This window comes from Rhizobium sp. 57MFTsu3.2, from assembly GCF_012932765.1.
GTDB lineage: Bacteria > Pseudomonadota > Alphaproteobacteria > Rhizobiales > Rhizobiaceae > Rhizobium > Rhizobium altiplani.
In genome coordinates, this window is the sequence record NZ_JDWI01000022.1 from 73,992 (window position 1) to 89,328 (window position 15,337).

The following is a 15,337-nucleotide window of genomic DNA, read 5'->3' on the forward strand; positions in this document are numbered from 1 at the left end:
CAAAGGGAGAAACACATGTATCTGGGTCTCGATCTCGGAACCTCCGGCGTCAAAGCCATGCTGATCGATGGCGATCAGAAGATCATAGGCTCGGCCAATGGTTCGCTCGACGTCTCGCGCCCGCATTCCGGATGGTCGGAGCAGGAGCCCTCGCACTGGATCCGCGCGACGGAAGAGGCTGTAGCCGGGTTAAAGGCAAAGCATCCGAAGGAACTCGCTGCCGTGAAGGGCATTGGCCTTTCCGGCCAGATGCACGGCGCAACCCTGCTCGATGCCGAGGATAAGGTGCTGCGCCCCTGCATTCTGTGGAACGATACGCGCTCTTATGTCGAGGCAGCCGCGCTGGATTCCGATCCGCGTTTCCGCAGGCTGACCGGCAACATCGTTTTCCCCGGCTTTACCGCGCCAAAGCTTGCCTGGGTCGCCAAGCATGAGCCGGAAATCTTCGCCAAGGTCGCCAAGGTGCTGCTGCCGAAGGACTATCTGCGCCTCTGGCTGACCGGCGAGCACATTTCGGAAATGTCGGACTCTGCCGGCACCTCGTGGCTCGACACCGGCAAGCGCAAGTGGTCATCAGAGCTTCTTGCGGTCACCGGCCTCGATGAAAAGCAGATGCCTCATCTGATCGAAGGCACGGAGCAGGGCGGCAAGCTGCGCGGCGAGCTGGCCAGCAAGTGGGGAATCTCCGGAAGTGTCGTCGTTGCCGGCGGCGCCGGCGATAATGCCGCTTCCGCCTGCGGCATGGGCACGGTCAGCGATGGCGCGGCCTTCGTGTCGCTTGGCACCTCGGGCGTTCTCTTCGCGGCCAATGCGGCCTATTTGCCGAAGCCGGAAAGCGCCGTGCATGCGTTCTGCCATGCTCTGCCGAATACCTGGCATCAGATGGGCGTCATCCTCTCGGCGACGGACGCGCTGAACTGGCACTCCAGCGTCACGGGACAGTCGGCGGCTGACCTGACCACTGAACTCGGTGAAACGCTGAAAGCGCCGTCGGGCGTCACCTTCCTTCCCTATCTCTCGGGCGAGCGCACGCCGCACAACGATGCCGTCATCCGCGGTGCGTTCATCGGCCTCGAGCATGAGAGCAGCCGCGTGGTGCTGACCCAGGCTGTTCTCGAAGGCGTGTCCTTCGCGATCCGCGACAATCTCGAAGCGCTGCGTTCTGCGGGCACGGATATTTCCCGCGTCACCGCGATCGGCGGCGGCTCGCGCTCGCGCTATTGGCTGGCCTCGATTGCTACGGCGCTCGGTGTGCCGGTCGACCTGCCGGCTGACGGTGACTTCGGCGCAGCGTTTGGCGCGGCCCGCCTCGGCCTGATCGCCGCGACTGGCGCAGATCCGGTTGCGGTCTGCACACCACCGAAGACGGCGGGCACGATCGAGCCCGTCGCGGCGCTCTCCGGCGCTTACGAAGATTCCTACAAGCGCTATCGCGCTCTCTATCCGGCGATCAAATCGCTGCAGCACTGAACCCAGAGCAACAATCCCGAAACCCAAGGAGACATGGACATGAGCACCGGATTTTTCGGCGACATCCAGAAGATCAAATATGAAGGCCCGGACAGCAAGAACCCGCTGGCCTTCCGCCACTACAACAAGGACGAAGTCGTTCTCGGCAAGCGCCTGGAAGATCATCTGCGCTTCGCGGTCGCCTACTGGCACACCTTCGCCTGGCAGGGCGGCGATCCCTTCGGCGGCCAGACTTTCCTGCGCCCCTGGTTCGAAGATACGATGAAGGCCGCCAAGCTGAAGGCCGACGTTGCGTTCGAACTTTTCCAGTTGCTCGACGCGCCCTACTACTGCTTCCATGACGCCGACGTGCGCCCGGAAGGCAAGAACTTCGCCGAAAACACCAAGAACCTGAACGAGATCGTCGACTACTTCGCCGAAAAGCAGGCCGCATCAGGCGTCAAGCTGCTCTGGGGTACCGCGAACCTCTTCTCGAACCGCCGCTTCATGTCGGGTGCGGCCACCAACCCGGATCCGGAAGTCTTCGCCTACTCCGCCGCGACGGTTAAGACCTGCATGGACGCCACGGCCAAGCTCGGTGGCGAGAACTACGTTCTCTGGGGCGGCCGCGAAGGCTATGAGACCCTGCTCAACACCGACCTCAAAAAGGAACTCGACCATCTCGGCCGCTTCCTCAACCTCGTCGTCGAGTACAAGCACAAGATCGGCTACAAGGGCACGATCCTCATCGAGCCGAAGCCGCAGGAGCCGACCAAGCACCAGTACGACTACGACGTCGCGACGGTCTACGGCTTCCTCAAGAAGCACGGCCTCGAAAACGAAGTGAAGGTCAACATCGAACAGGGCCACGCGATCCTCGCCGGCCACTCCTTCGAGCACGAACTGGCACTCGCGAACGCGCTCGGCATCTTCGGCTCGATCGACATGAACCGCAACGACTACCAGTCGGGCTGGGATACCGACCAGTTCCCGAACAACGTTCCGGAAATGGCGCTCGCCTACTACTACGTCCTGCAGGGCGGCGGCTTCACCACCGGCGGCACCAACTTCGACGCCAAGCTTCGCCGCCAGTCGCTCGATCCGGAAGATCTGCTGATCGGCCATATCGGCGGCATGGATGCCTGCGCCCGCGGTCTCAAGGCTGCTGCCAAGATGATCGAGCACAAGGCTCTGTCCGGCCCGCTCGATGCCCGCTACGCCGGCTGGGATTCGGCCGAAGGCCAGAAGCTCGCCCGCGGCGAATACTCGCTCGAGCAGATCGCCGAGTGGGTCGAAGCCAAGGACATCAACCCGCAGCCGAAGTCCGGCAAGCAGGAACTGCTCGAAAACATCGTCAACCGTTACGTTTAATCGGCGGTTGATTGTGGAGGAGAGGGCCGGGAGCGAGAGCTTGCCGGCCCTTTTTCGTTGATGGGGACGGCGCGCGGTCGTCGCCTTGACGATTCAGGCGAGATAGGATGCCAAGGGTACACTGCGGGCGGCCGGATGGCGATCTGAAAAGAAGGGCATGGCTACGATGGCCTATCTCAGACAGGGCATGCTTGCCATAGCAGCGATGTTGGCAGCGGCGATATCTGCAGGGGCAGCTTCCCCCCAGCCCTGCGTGCAGGATACCTTCGGAGGGGAGGCCTATATCGTCTGCACCGTCGAGAAAGAAGAAGGCGATCTGCGCTTGTTCTGGAAGAACGCGGATGGAGAGCCTTATCGGGATTTCTCCAGCGTCGCCGAGGCCGTTCGCAACAAGGGACAGACCTTGGCGTTCGCGGTCAATGCCGGCATGTATCTGCCTGATTTTTCGCCGATCGGCCTCTATGTGGAAGACGGCCAGGAATTGCGGCCCGTCAACCGCACCGAGAGAGACGGCGCCGCCTCGGGTCCCGTGCCGAACTTCTATAAAAAGCCGAATGGCGTGTTCTTCATCGATGGCGCCGCCACCGGAATACTTCCGACGCAAGAATTTTTGAAACGCCGGTCGGAGGTCCGGTTCGCCACCCAGTCCGGTCCGATGCTGGTCATCGGCAACAAGCTGAACCCGATCTTTATCGTCGGATCGACGGACCGCACCCGTCGTGGCGGGGTCGGCATCTGCGCCGATGGCGCGGTGCGCTTCGCAGTCAGTGAAGACAGGGTGAATTTCCACGACTTCGCGCGCTTGTTCCGCGATCATTTGTCCTGCCCGAATGCGCTGTTTCTCGACGGTGGCCGCGGTGTCGGGCTCTACAGTCCGGCCCTTGGGCGCAACGACAAATCCTGGCATGGCGGGTTCGGCCCTATGTTCGGGCTGGTGGAGTGACGCAGGGGCTGCGTCGCGTTCGAAGCGGTCGGATCATCCCGATATGCGGTTGCCAAATCTCGGCGTCATCCTACTTGGCCTCGGGACCATAACACCCGGAGGCGATGCCGTGTCCAAAGCCGACCTTGCTGCCGTCTATCGAGACTACATCGCCTGTCTGAACCGCCAGAATTGGACGGCGCTCGACCAGTTCGTTCATCCCGATGTTCACTACAATGGAGCGCGAATCGGGCTGTCCGGCTATCGCCAGATGCTGGAGGGCGACTTTCTTGCGATTCCGGACCTACATTTCGACATCGATTTCCTGATTTCCGAGCCGCCCCGCGTGGGAAGCCGCCTGCGGTTTGATTGCACGCCGAAAGGGCTCCTGTTTGGCATGCCGGTGAACGGCAAGAGGGTCTCGTTCACTGAAAACGTGTTCTATGAGTTCCGGGACGGGCGGATCGAGGAGGTCTGGTCTGTCATCGACAAGGCGGCAATCGCATCGCAGCTGCAGCAATGACGCCGCCGCTTCAATCATTCGCGCTTGCGCAGCCAAGGCTCGAGAGCGTAGACCGCCTTGCTGCGAACGGGGGTTGATAAATGAGCGACAGTGAACGTGATTGGAGCGCCGCCCTCGTGCAGGCCGTCGCCGATAGTCCCAAGCGCGACAACAGCGCCTATCACGCGGCCATGGCCGAGGCACGCCAGGCGTTTGAAGCCGCCGAGGCTGCTCTGGGCGGGCCGGTGCAGGTCAAGACGAAAACCAAGATGAAGCGAAGCGGCGAATACGTCGTGAAATGGGTGTTCAAGCGGGTGAAATGACCTGCCGGCGGTCGGTCGGACGACCGAGGAACGCTTGCCTAGAGATGGTCTGCGGACGTATTCTTGGCTTTCGCGAGCCTGCCCCAGCGCTCAGCCGAGGTTGAAGGCCCGGCGAGAGGGAGGATATCATGAAGATCGCATCGATATTCGCAGTCGGCTTGATTGGATTCTGCGGGGCTGCATCGCTCGCTCTGGCGGAGGATGCGCACACTATATTCGCTCCCGGTGATATCAAGTGGGTCGAGGCCCCCAAGGTGCTTCCGGCCGGAGCACAAGCGGCGGTCTTGTTCGGCAATCCCACCAAGAAAGGCTTGTTTGCGCTTCGGCTAAAGGTGCCGTCGGGATATGCGATCCCGCCGCATACACATCCTGGCTATGAAGTTGTGACGATCCTATCCGGGACTGCCAAATTTGGCATGGGCAAAACCGCTGATCGGAGTGCCACGAAGGCACTGGCTGCGGGTAGTTTCTTTGCCCTGCCGCCGGGCACGGCGCATTTCGTCTACTTCGACGATGAGACCGTACTCCAAATCAACACGAACGGCCCTTGGGGCATCAAGTACGTCAACCCGGCGGATGATCCCCAGAAGTCGCAATAGCCAGTTGCCGGGTGAATGCCAATTGCTCCCGCCGCCAAGCGCGGCGGGACGTCCCGGCCGGTGTCGGATGGCGGCGTCACGTTGCCTCTTGGCGCGGACGGTGGGAGAACCGGCGCGCCTTCCAATGCAGTCGTTACGCCGTGGGCAAGGCCGCAATCACTTCGTCGGTCGTCAGGATCGCATGTGCGAAGGTCGGCGCGCTGAGCTCGTGTGCGGCGTGCATCAATTCATGCGAGAAGGCGGCCGTCGCATCGCGCACGAGAGTCACGTGATAGCCAAGCTCCATGGCGTAGCGGGCGGTCGTATCGATGCAGGTATTGGCCAGCAGTCCGACCACGATCACGTGGGTGATGCCCTTCTGCTTCAGTCGGAAATCCAGGTCGGTGTTGGCGAAGCCGCTTTGCCCCCAATGTTCCTTGGCGACGATGTCGCCAGGTTTCGGCGCAAAATCCGGGTGCCATTCGCCACCCCATTCGCCGCGCGCGAACTGGTGTTGGTGCATGATCCGTTGTTGGGTGGGGTTGGGATGATCCCAATCCTCATAATCACCCGGCTCCCACCGCCGGTGCGGGGCGATGGCCACCTGAATGCCCGCCGCGCGTATGGCGCCATCCAGCCGGCGGAGGTTATCGAGAAGCGCGACCTCATCGGCGATCGGCTTGAGGCGCGGATAAACCTTCCCGCCCTCGGACAGGAAGTCGTTGAAGGGATCGACGAGGAGCAAGGCGGTCGTTTGCTTGCTGTAATTCGGCTTTGACATGACTGTCTCCAATAAGCTGAGGTGTTTCGGGACTTAGTTGCGAAGTGCGGCACGCTCGATGCTGGCCGCAAAGAGTGGCGTTTCGCCCTTGTTGTGCGCAATCGACATCGGCTGACGCTGTGCGCGAAAGACGTCGAAAGGAATGCCCTGCCTATCGAGAAAGGCCTTGAATTCTTCCGTTGCTCTGGACCGAACGTGGTTCGTGAATTCGCAGGTCTGATCGTCGATTCGTTTGACGCTGAGTTCCCAAAGCACATGGATCGTCGTGCGGCCTGTCGGCGTGACTATATCCGAAACGGATTCCAGGATCAGGTGATCCTTTTCACCCAGGGTCTCGACATAGTGCTGAACCATCAGGCTGCCGCCGATCGTCTCGACATTGATCGACATGCGCCTACCGTCGGGGGCCGTCGTAAAGCCGGCGGCGATGTGTGCCGGAGAGCAGCGTTGGTACTCGTCTTCGGGGAGCGTGAAGCACCATTTCGGAATGTCGACCTTCTCGATCGGTGCGTTGATGACGGCGGTAAAGCTTGAATCGACGATTTCATGATCACTCATGACGGGTTCCTTTCGCTGCTGGATGAGCTTGATTTCGGCGCGACGTCGCCACGCAACTCCTTTGAGTGGGCAGTGCTATGCGCCTGCATTGCCGATGCTCCTGCTTGGGCCATGTCGCTCCTTTCAGCGCGGGCCAGATGGCCGGTTGCGCTTGCTTTAATGACTCCTTATATTAACTATGAAAATCATATCTACAAGTAACTATGAAAAAGAAAGTTACGCTATGGAGAAAGATTCTGCACCAGACACGCTGTGCCCGGTTGCTCGCTCGGAGGCGGTTGTCGGGGATCGTTGGACCGTGCTTGTTCTGCGCGAGCTGTTCATGCGCAGTCACCGGTTCGAAGAAATTCAGGCGCAAACTGGCGGGACCCCGCAGATGATCGCAACGCGCCTGAAGTCATTGGAAGCCGAAGGCATTGTGGAGCGCCGTCGCTACAGCGAGCGGCCGCCGCGCTACGAGTATCACCTGACGGAAAAGGGCGAAGCATTCTACCCGGTGATACTGGCGCTGCGCGCCTGGGGCGAGACCTGGCTGAAGTCGGGTGACGAAGGCCGCGCCGTGCAATACACGCACCTTTGCTGCGGCAAGCCGGCGGGGCTTGGGCCGACATGCGAATCGTGCGGCCAGCCGATAAGACGGGAAGATTTGAGTACTGAGCTCAATCCGGCCTATCAGCGCGAACGGGACGCGCGATGGGAGGCATTCAAGGGCAGTCGATGATCAATGTTTGATTGTATCGACGGTGCGGACGCTACGCCGTTCGCTTTAGCGTTTCGTCCAGCGACGCGATGGTGCGCCAACGGAGTTGCGTACCACTAGGTCCGGGCGCAGCAGGATTTCGGTTTCCGCCGGTTGGCCGTCGGACAGGAATTCCAGAAGAAGCGCCATGGCCTGCTTTCCGATCAAGGTTCGCGGCTGGCGGATGGTGGTCAGCGGCGGCGACATGAACACGGCCTGCGGCACGTCATCGAAGCCGGTCACGGAGAAGTCTTTCGGAATGTCGTAACCGCGGGCATTCAGTCCGATCATCACGCCGATCGCCGTCTGGTCGTTGACGCACATGAAGGCGGTCGGCAGCGTGTCGCGCATGAAGAGCTGCTCGACGGCATGGCGGCCGCTCTCTAGCGTTCCATCGCCTTCGAGCACGATGCGCATATCTGGCGCAACGCCCGCCGCATCGAGCCCCGCGTCGTAGCCCTGACGCCGGCGGCTATAGGCAAGGCGTGTGCGCGAATCGCCGATGAAGGCGATCTTGCGATGGCCCTCTGCCAGCAGCAGATCGACGGCCTTTCTGGCGCCTTCCACATCATCCACGCCGACATAAGGAATGCCGCCGTTGAAAACCGGCTCGAAGACCCCGACGCTGGGCGGCAGGCGGGCGGTCATCGTCTGGTGGCCGAAGGGCAGGATGCCGGTGAAGAGGATCAGCCCGGCGGCCTGGTTGGAATTCAGGAACTTCAGATATTCGAGGCCGCGCTGCGCATCGTTCTGCGTGTGACCGATCAGGATGCCGTAGCCGTGGGCGCGCGCCTCGTTCTCGAGGCCGACCAGAATGTTGGAGAAGTTTGGGTCGCCGATGTCAGGAGCAACCACGAGAATCATATTCGACCGACCGAGCCGCAGGCTGCGCGCCATGGCATTGGTCGTGTAACCGGTGATGGCGATTGCCTGGTTGACCTTCAGGCGCGTGGAGTTGGCGACCTTCTCCGGCGTGTGGATCGCCCGCGATACCGTCGCGATCGAAACCTCGGCGATCCGAGCGACGTCTTCTATGGTTGCGGGCGTGGAATTCGACACTGCGTCCTGCCTTGGGATGCCTTCGCCGCGACACTACACAGACTTGCCGGGAGGTCAAACGCGCCGACCTGCAGATCTGTGTGTAACAATGATGTAAACCTTTACATACGTCGTGTAAAGGTTTACATATGGCTTCAAGCGGATGGGAGCCGCAGGGAGGAAATCAGTCAATGAGTGTGGATTCTGCCGACACCGCGCCCGTGGTGTTGTCCGCGCGGCGCATCTGCAAGTCGTTCAGCGGCGTGCAAGTCCTCTTCAGTGTCAATTTCGATCTGCGTGCCGGTGAGATCCATGCTCTCATGGGTGAAAACGGCGCGGGCAAATCGACCTTGGTCAAGGTCATGTCCGGTTTCGAGCAGCCGAGTTCGGGCGAGATCCTGCTCGACGGCCAGCCGGTCGTCTTGCCGGCCAACGGCGCGGCCGAAGCGCTCGGCATCGTTCTCATCCACCAGGAATTCAATCTTGCCGAACATCTGACGGTGACCGAGAGCCTTTTCCTTGGCCGCGAAGTCACGCGGTTCGGCGTGCTTGACCGCAAACACATGCGCGCCGAGACCCGCAAGGCACTCGATCTGCTCGGTTCGCATGTCGACGAGAATGCCATCATCGGCACATTGTCGATCGCCGACAAGCAGATGGTGGAAATCGCCAAGGCAATCAGTCGCGATGCCCGCGTCGTCATCATGGATGAACCGACAGCCGTGCTTTCGCGCGAAGAGACGAACTTCCTGTTCCGGCAGGTGCGCAAGCTGCGTGACAAGGGAACAAGCTTTATCTTCGTATCGCATAAGCTCGACGAGGTGATGGAAATCACCGACCGGGTGACCGTGCTGCGCGATGGCCAGTGGGTCAAGACTGCGCCGACGGCGATGCTCGACGGCGAATCCATCGCGCAGCTGATGGTCGGGCGCGAGCTTTCAAGTCTCTATCCGACCAAGGTCGAGCCCAATGTCGACGAGGAAATCGTCCTTCGGGTCGAAAGTGTCTCGACGGGTTATGTTCAGGATGCCAGCTTCGAGGTCCGCAAGGGTGAGATCATCGGCTTCTCAGGCATGATTGGCTCCGGTCGCACGGAGCTGATGGAGGCGGTCGCCGGGCTTCGGAACCGTGCCGCGGGCGAGGTCCACATTGGCGGTGAATCGATTCCGTCAGGCGATGTACATGCCGCCAATCGCGCCGGCCTTGCCTACATGACGAAGGATCGGAAGTCGAAGGGCCTGCTTCTGCGCTCCGGCATGATGACCAATCTGACGCTGCAATCGCTCGGCCAGCATTCGCGACACGGCTATCTCAGCCCGAGCAGCGAGGCGCAGGCGCTCGCCAAGGCAAGGCGGCGCTTTGATATCCGGGTTCGCGACACCAACATCGTTGCCGGGCGTATGTCGGGCGGCAACCAGCAGAAGCTGCTGCTTGCTAAGGTCATGGAGACCGAGCCCGAGATCATCATCATCGACGAGCCGACGCGGGGCATCGACGTCGGCACCAAGCAGCAGATCTATCATTTCATCTCCGCGCTGGCGCGCGACGGTCGATCCATCATTGTCGTCTCCTCGGAGATGCCGGAGGTGATCGGCCTTTGCACGCGCGTCGCCGTGATGCGCGAGGGACGGATCGTCGGTGTGCTCGAGGGCGACGAGATCTCCGAGCAGGAGATCATGCGCTACGCCGCCGGATTGAAGAAGAAAGCCGCCTGACGGTGGCGGGGAGGCGCTGCGCTCGGCGCGCCGTAAAGGTATGATGCCCATCGAATTGAGGGCGGGAGGTTGGTTTGGAGATGAGTGTGAACGAGGAGACCAGGGAAATCAGCCGTCGCCCCTGGCGGGATATCGATCTCAGGGCGGTCGCGCCCTTTGCAGCCCTGATACTGCTCTTGATCGTCGGCGCGCTGGTCAATCCGAACTTTATCGGCATCACCAACCTCGCCAACGTCGCGACGCGCTGCGCCTTTATCGCAATTATCGCTGTCGGCGCCACATTCGTGATTTCCGCAGGCGATCTTGATCTGTCCGTCGGCTCGATGGTGGCCTTTGTCGCCAGCCTGATGATCCTTTTGATGAATTCCGGCGTGATTGCCGACCCGACACTGATGCTGGCGGCCGCGGTCGTGTTTACGCTCGTCGCCGGTGCGCTCTGCGGACTGGCCAATGGTCTGATCACCACGGTCGGCAGGATCGAGCCGTTCATCGCCACGCTCGGCACCATGGGCATCTATCGCGGCCTGACGACATGGCTTAGCCAAGGCGGCGCGATCACGCTGCGGTCGGCCGACATCCAGACGCTTTACCGTCCGGCTTATTTCGGCAGCATTTTCGGCGTGCCGGTTCCGATCGTCGTGATCCTGGCAGTTACTGCCGTTGCGGCCTTCATTCTCTACCGCACGCGCTATGGTCGCCATGTCGTTGCTGTCGGTTCCAATAGTGATGTCGCGCGTTACTCCGGCATTGCGGTCAATCGCGTGCGCACGATCGCCTTTGTCATCCAGGGGCTCTGCGTTGCCATCGCCGTGCTGCTTTATGTGCCGCGCCTCGGCTCGACCTCGGCAACAACCGGCATTCTCTGGGAACTGCAGGCGATCACCGCCGTAGTCGTCGGCGGCACGGCGCTCAAGGGCGGCGCTGGCCGCGTCTGGGGGACCATCTGCGGTGCCTTCATTCTCGAACTCGTCGGTAACATCATGCTGCTGTCGAACTTCATCAGCGAATATCTCATCGGTGCGATCCAGGGTGCGATCATCATCATCGCCATGCTGGTGCAGCGCTCGCTGGTCCGCAAATCGTAAGCGGACTGGTTCCAGGAATTGGCCGGGATCACAGGGCGTCCGGTTGACGGGTAGGAAAAGTCCCTGACGTTTATTGGGAGGAAATAGAATGCGCAAACTCATGTTGGGTCTTGCGGTTGCGGCCGTCACGCTGGCGGGTACCGCATACGCACAGGACAAGAAGTTCACCATCGGCGTCTCGATTCCGGCAGCCGACCATGGTTGGACCTCGGGCGTCGTGTTCCACGCCGAACGCATCGCCAAGAAACTGATGGAACAGCATCCGGGCCTGAACGTCATCGTCAAGACTTCGCCGGATGCCGCCAGCCAGGCGAACGCTGTGCAGGACCTTGATACACAGGGCATCGACGCCCTCGTCATCCTGCCGTCGGATCCGGATCCGCTCGTCAACGCCATCAAGGAAGTCAAAGGTAAGGGCAAGTACGTCGCGCTCGTCGACCGTGCGCCCTCGACCAACGATGACACCGTCCGTGACCTTTATGTCGCTGGCAACAACCCGGCGCTCGGTGAAGTCGCTGGCAAGTACATCGCTGCGCAGACGCCGGACGCCGAAGTCGTCGTCATTCGCGGCCTGCCTATCCCGATCGATCAGCAGCGCCAGGACGGCTTCGACAAGGGCATTGCCGGCTCCAAGGTCAAGGTTCTCGACCGCCAGTACGGTAACTGGAACCGCGACGATGCCTTCAAGGTCATGCAGGACTATCTGACGAAGTACCCGAAGATCGACGTGGTCTGGTGCCAGGACGACGACATGGCTGTCGGCGTGCTGCAGGCGATCGAGCAGGCCAAGCGTACCGACATCAAGTATGTTGTCGCCGGCGCCGGCTCCAAGGACATGGTCAAGAAGGTCATGGACGGCGACAAGCTGATCCCGGTCGACGTTCTTTATCCGCCGGCAATGGTTGGCACGGCCATGGAGCTGACGGCTGCTGGTCTCTACGGCCAGGTTCCGGTTCGCGGCACCTTCGTCCTCGACGCGACGCTTGTCACGAAGGACAATGCGAAGGACTTCTACTTCCCGGATTCTCCGTTCTGATCCGAAGAATCTAATGCGGCGCCCGTTCGACAGGACGGGCGCCTTTCTTTGACAGTGTCGCTTGCTAGTCCGGCAGGCCGGCCTTGGCGAGGTCCGTGATGCAGCGGTCGATGAAGGCTTCGGTCATGACGGGATTATCGCCGAAATAGAACTCTCGGCGGGCGTCAGTGCAGGTCATCCCCGGCCGGAAGCGATGAAGCCTCGCAACTGCTTCTCGCGCCTCGTCGGTTTCGCCACCCACCCTTCCGAGGGCGGCAGCCAGAAAGATCGCTGGCCAGAAGGTGGCGTTCGGCGAGCGGAGCGATGCGCGCGCTGCCTTGGCCGCTTCCGCCATGTTGCCCAATTGATAGTTTGCGATGGCGAGAACGTTATGGAAGGTCCACAGATGCGGGTCGCGAGGACTGAGCCGAAACGCTTCCTTGATCTCCTCTATGCCTTCCGCAGGGCGTTCGACGTAGCAGAGGACCTGACCGAGCGCGAAGTGAGCCTGCGCAAAGCTCTGGTCCAGCTGCAAGGCGTTGCGCAGATGCACAAGCCCGGCCTCCGTCGCGCCATCAAGCGCCAGCGCCCTTCCCAGGGCGAGGTGCGCCGCGGGTTCTCTCTGGTCGGATATGATCGCGCGTTCGGCAAGCTCGATCGCATCGCAGATCCGCTCCGCGCGTTCATTGAGGGGGCCATACCAGCCGAGCTGAATGTGAACATAAGCCAGTCGCGCCTGCGCCTGCGCGAACGTCGGGTCAATACTGATTGCCTGCTCGAAGAGCGCCTTGGCGGTCTTCAATTCATCAAGCGTGAACCGATAGAGATGCCAGAGGCCCTTCAGGTAGATTTCCCAGGCATCCATGTCGAACACCGTGCGGCCACGAAGGGCGGCGAATTCGATGGAGCCCAGTTCCGGCTCGATCGTGCCGGTGATTTCCGAGGCAAGCTGGTCCTGAACCTCGAAGATGTCGGCCAGCGTCCGGTCGTAGCGTTCCGCCCAGAGCAGCGTGCCATCCGTGCCGTTCAGCAATTGCGCGGTGACGCGAACGCGATCTGCCGCGCGGCGCACGCTGCCTTCCAGCACGTACTTGACGCCAAGGTCCTCCGCTACCTGTTGCGCATTGGCCTGCCGGCCCTTGTAGCTGAACGACGAGTTACGGGCTGCGACCAGCAGCCAGCGACAGCGCGCCAACGTGGCGATCAGCTCGTCCGTGAAGCCATCCGAGAAATGTTCCTGGCCCTCGATGCTCGACATGTTGCTGAAGGGCAGCACCGCGATGGAGGGCCGATTGCGGACGGGGCCTGTGACCGGATCCTTCGGCGCGGCAGGCGAGGGGGGCGGTTCGCTTTCCGCCGTCCACCGCCAGACACGGATCGGTCGCTCGATGTTCTTGAGCTTGCGGTTGCCGAAATCAATCGCCCTGAAGTCAAGCTTCGACCGGATCTGGTCATTGACCTGCTGGGAGACGCAGATGCCGCCTGGAGGCGCCAGCGCCTGCAGGCTTGCGGCGACATTCACGCCGTCGCCGAAGATGTCCTCGTCTTCGACCAGCACATCATCAACGTGGATGCCGATGCGCCACAACATGCGCCGATCCGGCTCGACGGCCTCATTCAGCGCAAGCAATGCTCTCTGGATGTCCATGGCACAGCCGACGGCATCGACGACGCTCGCAAATTCAGCCAACGTGCCGTCGCCGACGAATTTGACCACGCGCCCATGATGTCTGCCGATGCTGGGGACAATGACTTCGCTGTTGTGCGCTTTCAGCATTGCGAAAGTGCCGCTTTCGTCAAGGCCCATCAGCCGGGAAAAGCCGACTACATCAGCATCCAAGATTGCTGCCAGACGCCGCGTCATGCGCCACCCTCCTGGTTTCAAGACAGTAACACGGCACTGCGCGATGTCCACCGCAGTAAGAAGCGATGGGTTCGCCGGCCGGCGTCCCCATCGTGACGGTGTGGCGACGAGAAATGCGGTACGTACATCTTGCAGCCCGAGACCGACCGTGGTTAAGTCGGCCGCCTTCGATCTCCGCCCGGTGGGGAAGATTTGTAGTTTCGCCGAAATCGGCTTGCAGACTTCAAATCGCGTGCTAGAACACTATCAAAAACGTTTACGGTCATCTTTTAGGGAGGAATTGACATGAAAACGATCAAAGGTCCAGGCCTGTTCCTTGGCCAGTTCGCGGGCGATGCCGCGCCTTTCAATTCGTGGGATTCGATCACCAAATGGGCAGCCGACATCGGCTACAAGGGCGTGCAGGTTCCGACCTGGGCGGGCCAGCTGATCGATCTCAAGAAAGCAGCGTCCTCGAAGGATTATTGTGACGAATTCGCCGGCGTCGCACGCAAGAACGGCGTCGAAGTCACCGAGCTTTCCACCCATCTTCAGGGTCAGCTCGTCGCCGTGCATCCGGCCTATGACGAAGCCTTCGACGGCTTTGCAGCACCTGAGGTGCGCGGCAATCCGAAGGCGCGTCAGGAATGGGCTGTCGAACAGGTCAAGATGGCGCTGACGGCGTCCAAGCACCTCGGCATCAAGGCACATGCGACCTTCTCCGGCGCGCTCGCCTGGCCCTTCATCTATCCGTGGCCGCAGCGCCCGGCCGGTCTTGTCGAAACCGCCTTCGACGAGCTTGCCAAGCGCTGGACGCCGATCCTCGACCATGCCGACGAAAACGGCGTCGACGTCTGCTACGAAATCCATCCGGGCGAAGACCTGCACGACGGTATCACGTTCGAGATGTTCCTCGAGCGCGTGAAGAACCATCCGCGCGCCAACATGCTCTATGATCCGTCGCACTATGTGCTGCAGTGCCTGGATTACCTCGACAACATCGACATCTACAAGGACCGGATCAAGATGTTCCACGTCAAGGATGCCGAGTTCAACCCGACCGGTCGCCAGGGCGTCTATGGCGGTTACCAGGGCTGGGTCGAGCGTGCCGGCCGCTTCCGTTCGCTCGGCGACGGCCAGGTCGATTTCGGCGCGGTCTTCTCGAAGATGACGGCCAACAACTTCGACGGCTGGGCCGTGGTCGAATGGGAATGCGCGCTGAAGCATCCGGAGGATGGCGCCCGCGAAGGTGCCGAGTTCGTCAAGGCGCACATCATTCGCGTCACCGAGAAGGCGTTTGACGACTTCGCAGCGGGAGGTACGGACCAGGCGGCCAACCGCCGCATGCTCGGTCTCTGAGGCCGCGGCCCTCTCGACAGGAGGGCTGATTGGAACGCAGCGGGAAGGGCTCTCCCTTC

The 15,337-nt window shown here is 61.3% G+C and carries 15 protein-coding genes; 11 read left to right on the forward strand and 4 right to left on the reverse strand.

What is annotated here, in order from left to right:
* Positions 1 to 15 precede the first annotated feature (15 nt).
* The 6 genes from xylB (at position 16) to AF71_RS21450 (ending at position 5,166) form a co-directional block, all read left to right on the forward strand.
* Positions 16 to 1,470: a xylulokinase gene (xylB, locus tag AF71_RS21425; protein ID WP_018856525.1), complete on the forward strand. Its 1,455-nt coding sequence runs from the start codon at positions 16 to 18 to the stop codon at positions 1,468 to 1,470.
* Between the two features lie 39 nt (positions 1,471 to 1,509).
* Positions 1,510 to 2,820, forward strand: coding sequence for a xylose isomerase (gene xylA, locus AF71_RS21430; protein ID WP_018856526.1), 1,311 nt, complete (start codon positions 1,510 to 1,512; stop codon positions 2,818 to 2,820).
* 166 nt (positions 2,821 to 2,986) lie between these two features.
* A complete protein-coding gene (locus AF71_RS21435) occupies positions 2,987 to 3,763 on the forward strand; it encodes a phosphodiester glycosidase family protein (protein WP_026371711.1) in 777 nt (258 codons plus the stop codon).
* 109 nt (positions 3,764 to 3,872) lie between these two features.
* Positions 3,873 to 4,265: an ester cyclase gene (locus tag AF71_RS21440; protein WP_026371712.1), complete on the forward strand. Its 393-nt coding sequence runs from the start codon at positions 3,873 to 3,875 to the stop codon at positions 4,263 to 4,265.
* A gap of 80 nt (positions 4,266 to 4,345) precedes the next feature.
* Positions 4,346 to 4,567 (forward strand): hypothetical protein, encoded by a 222-nt coding sequence (locus AF71_RS21445; RefSeq protein ID WP_018856529.1) that lies wholly within the window; start codon positions 4,346 to 4,348, stop codon positions 4,565 to 4,567.
* Positions 4,568 to 4,695: 128 nt separating this feature from the next.
* Entirely contained in the window at positions 4,696 to 5,166 is a 471-nt protein-coding gene (locus tag AF71_RS21450) for a cupin domain-containing protein (protein ID WP_018856530.1), read from the forward strand.
* A 133-nt stretch (positions 5,167 to 5,299) separates the two neighbouring features.
* Here AF71_RS21450 and AF71_RS21455 read toward each other — a convergent pair whose 3' ends face one another.
* On the reverse strand, positions 5,300 to 5,926 hold the full coding sequence (locus AF71_RS21455; RefSeq protein ID WP_113471954.1) for an isochorismatase family cysteine hydrolase: 627 nt from the start codon (positions 5,924 to 5,926) through the stop codon (positions 5,300 to 5,302).
* Between the two features lie 33 nt (positions 5,927 to 5,959).
* Positions 5,960 to 6,484: a hypothetical protein gene (locus tag AF71_RS21460; RefSeq protein ID WP_018856532.1), complete on the reverse strand. Its 525-nt coding sequence runs from the start codon at positions 6,482 to 6,484 to the stop codon at positions 5,960 to 5,962.
* Between the two features lie 223 nt (positions 6,485 to 6,707).
* Here AF71_RS21460 and AF71_RS21465 point away from each other — a divergent pair, with 223 nt between their 5' ends.
* Entirely contained in the window at positions 6,708 to 7,205 is a 498-nt protein-coding gene (locus AF71_RS21465; protein WP_018856533.1) for a helix-turn-helix domain-containing protein, read from the forward strand.
* A 45-nt stretch (positions 7,206 to 7,250) separates the two neighbouring features.
* Here AF71_RS21465 and AF71_RS21470 read toward each other — a convergent pair whose 3' ends face one another.
* Positions 7,251 to 8,282, reverse strand: coding sequence for a LacI family DNA-binding transcriptional regulator (locus AF71_RS21470; RefSeq protein WP_018856534.1), 1,032 nt, complete (start codon positions 8,280 to 8,282; stop codon positions 7,251 to 7,253).
* Positions 8,283 to 8,452: 170 nt separating this feature from the next.
* On the opposite strand from AF71_RS21470, the gene AF71_RS21475 reads away from it, so the two are divergent.
* The 3 genes from AF71_RS21475 (at position 8,453) to AF71_RS21485 (ending at position 12,097) form a co-directional block, all read left to right on the forward strand.
* Complete coding sequence (locus tag AF71_RS21475) at positions 8,453 to 9,976, forward strand: sugar ABC transporter ATP-binding protein (RefSeq protein ID WP_018856535.1); 1,524 nt, start codon at positions 8,453 to 8,455, stop codon at positions 9,974 to 9,976.
* An 80-nt stretch (positions 9,977 to 10,056) separates the two neighbouring features.
* Positions 10,057 to 11,061: an ABC transporter permease gene (locus tag AF71_RS21480; protein ID WP_113471952.1), complete on the forward strand. Its 1,005-nt coding sequence runs from the start codon at positions 10,057 to 10,059 to the stop codon at positions 11,059 to 11,061.
* 88 nt (positions 11,062 to 11,149) lie between these two features.
* Positions 11,150 to 12,097 (forward strand): substrate-binding domain-containing protein, encoded by a 948-nt coding sequence (locus AF71_RS21485; protein ID WP_016556996.1) that lies wholly within the window; start codon positions 11,150 to 11,152, stop codon positions 12,095 to 12,097.
* A gap of 64 nt (positions 12,098 to 12,161) precedes the next feature.
* Here the strand turns inward: AF71_RS21485 and AF71_RS21490 are convergent, their stop codons facing one another.
* Complete coding sequence (locus tag AF71_RS21490; protein ID WP_169682962.1) at positions 12,162 to 13,940, reverse strand: tetratricopeptide repeat protein; 1,779 nt, start codon at positions 13,938 to 13,940, stop codon at positions 12,162 to 12,164.
* Positions 13,941 to 14,225: 285 nt separating this feature from the next.
* On the opposite strand from AF71_RS21490, the gene AF71_RS21495 reads away from it, so the two are divergent.
* Entirely contained in the window at positions 14,226 to 15,278 is a 1,053-nt protein-coding gene (locus AF71_RS21495) for a sugar phosphate isomerase/epimerase (protein ID WP_018856538.1), read from the forward strand.
* Positions 15,279 to 15,337 lie beyond the last annotated feature (59 nt).

Coding starts and splice junctions, on each gene's coding strand:
- AF71_RS21445 (WP_018856529.1), top strand. CDS start 4,346: ATGAGCGACAGTGAACGTGATTGGAGCGCCGCCCTCGTGCAGGCCGTC.
- AF71_RS21450 (WP_018856530.1), top strand. CDS start 4,696: ATGAAGATCGCATCGATATTCGCAGTCGGCTTGATTGGATTCTGCGGG.
- AF71_RS21485 (WP_016556996.1), top strand. CDS start 11,150: ATGCGCAAACTCATGTTGGGTCTTGCGGTTGCGGCCGTCACGCTGGCG.
- AF71_RS21435 (WP_026371711.1), top strand. CDS start 2,987: ATGGCCTATCTCAGACAGGGCATGCTTGCCATAGCAGCGATGTTGGCA.
- xylB (WP_018856525.1), top strand. CDS start 16: ATGTATCTGGGTCTCGATCTCGGAACCTCCGGCGTCAAAGCCATGCTG.
- xylA (WP_018856526.1), top strand. CDS start 1,510: ATGAGCACCGGATTTTTCGGCGACATCCAGAAGATCAAATATGAAGGC.
- AF71_RS21480 (WP_113471952.1), top strand. CDS start 10,057: ATGAGTGTGAACGAGGAGACCAGGGAAATCAGCCGTCGCCCCTGGCGG.
- AF71_RS21490 (WP_169682962.1), bottom strand. CDS start 13,940: ATGACGCGGCGTCTGGCAGCAATCTTGGATGCTGATGTAGTCGGCTTT.
- AF71_RS21455 (WP_113471954.1), bottom strand. CDS start 5,926: ATGTCAAAGCCGAATTACAGCAAGCAAACGACCGCCTTGCTCCTCGTC.
- AF71_RS21460 (WP_018856532.1), bottom strand. CDS start 6,484: ATGAGTGATCATGAAATCGTCGATTCAAGCTTTACCGCCGTCATCAAC.
- AF71_RS21475 (WP_018856535.1), top strand. CDS start 8,453: ATGAGTGTGGATTCTGCCGACACCGCGCCCGTGGTGTTGTCCGCGCGG.
- AF71_RS21465 (WP_018856533.1), top strand. CDS start 6,708: ATGGAGAAAGATTCTGCACCAGACACGCTGTGCCCGGTTGCTCGCTCG.
- AF71_RS21495 (WP_018856538.1), top strand. CDS start 14,226: ATGAAAACGATCAAAGGTCCAGGCCTGTTCCTTGGCCAGTTCGCGGGC.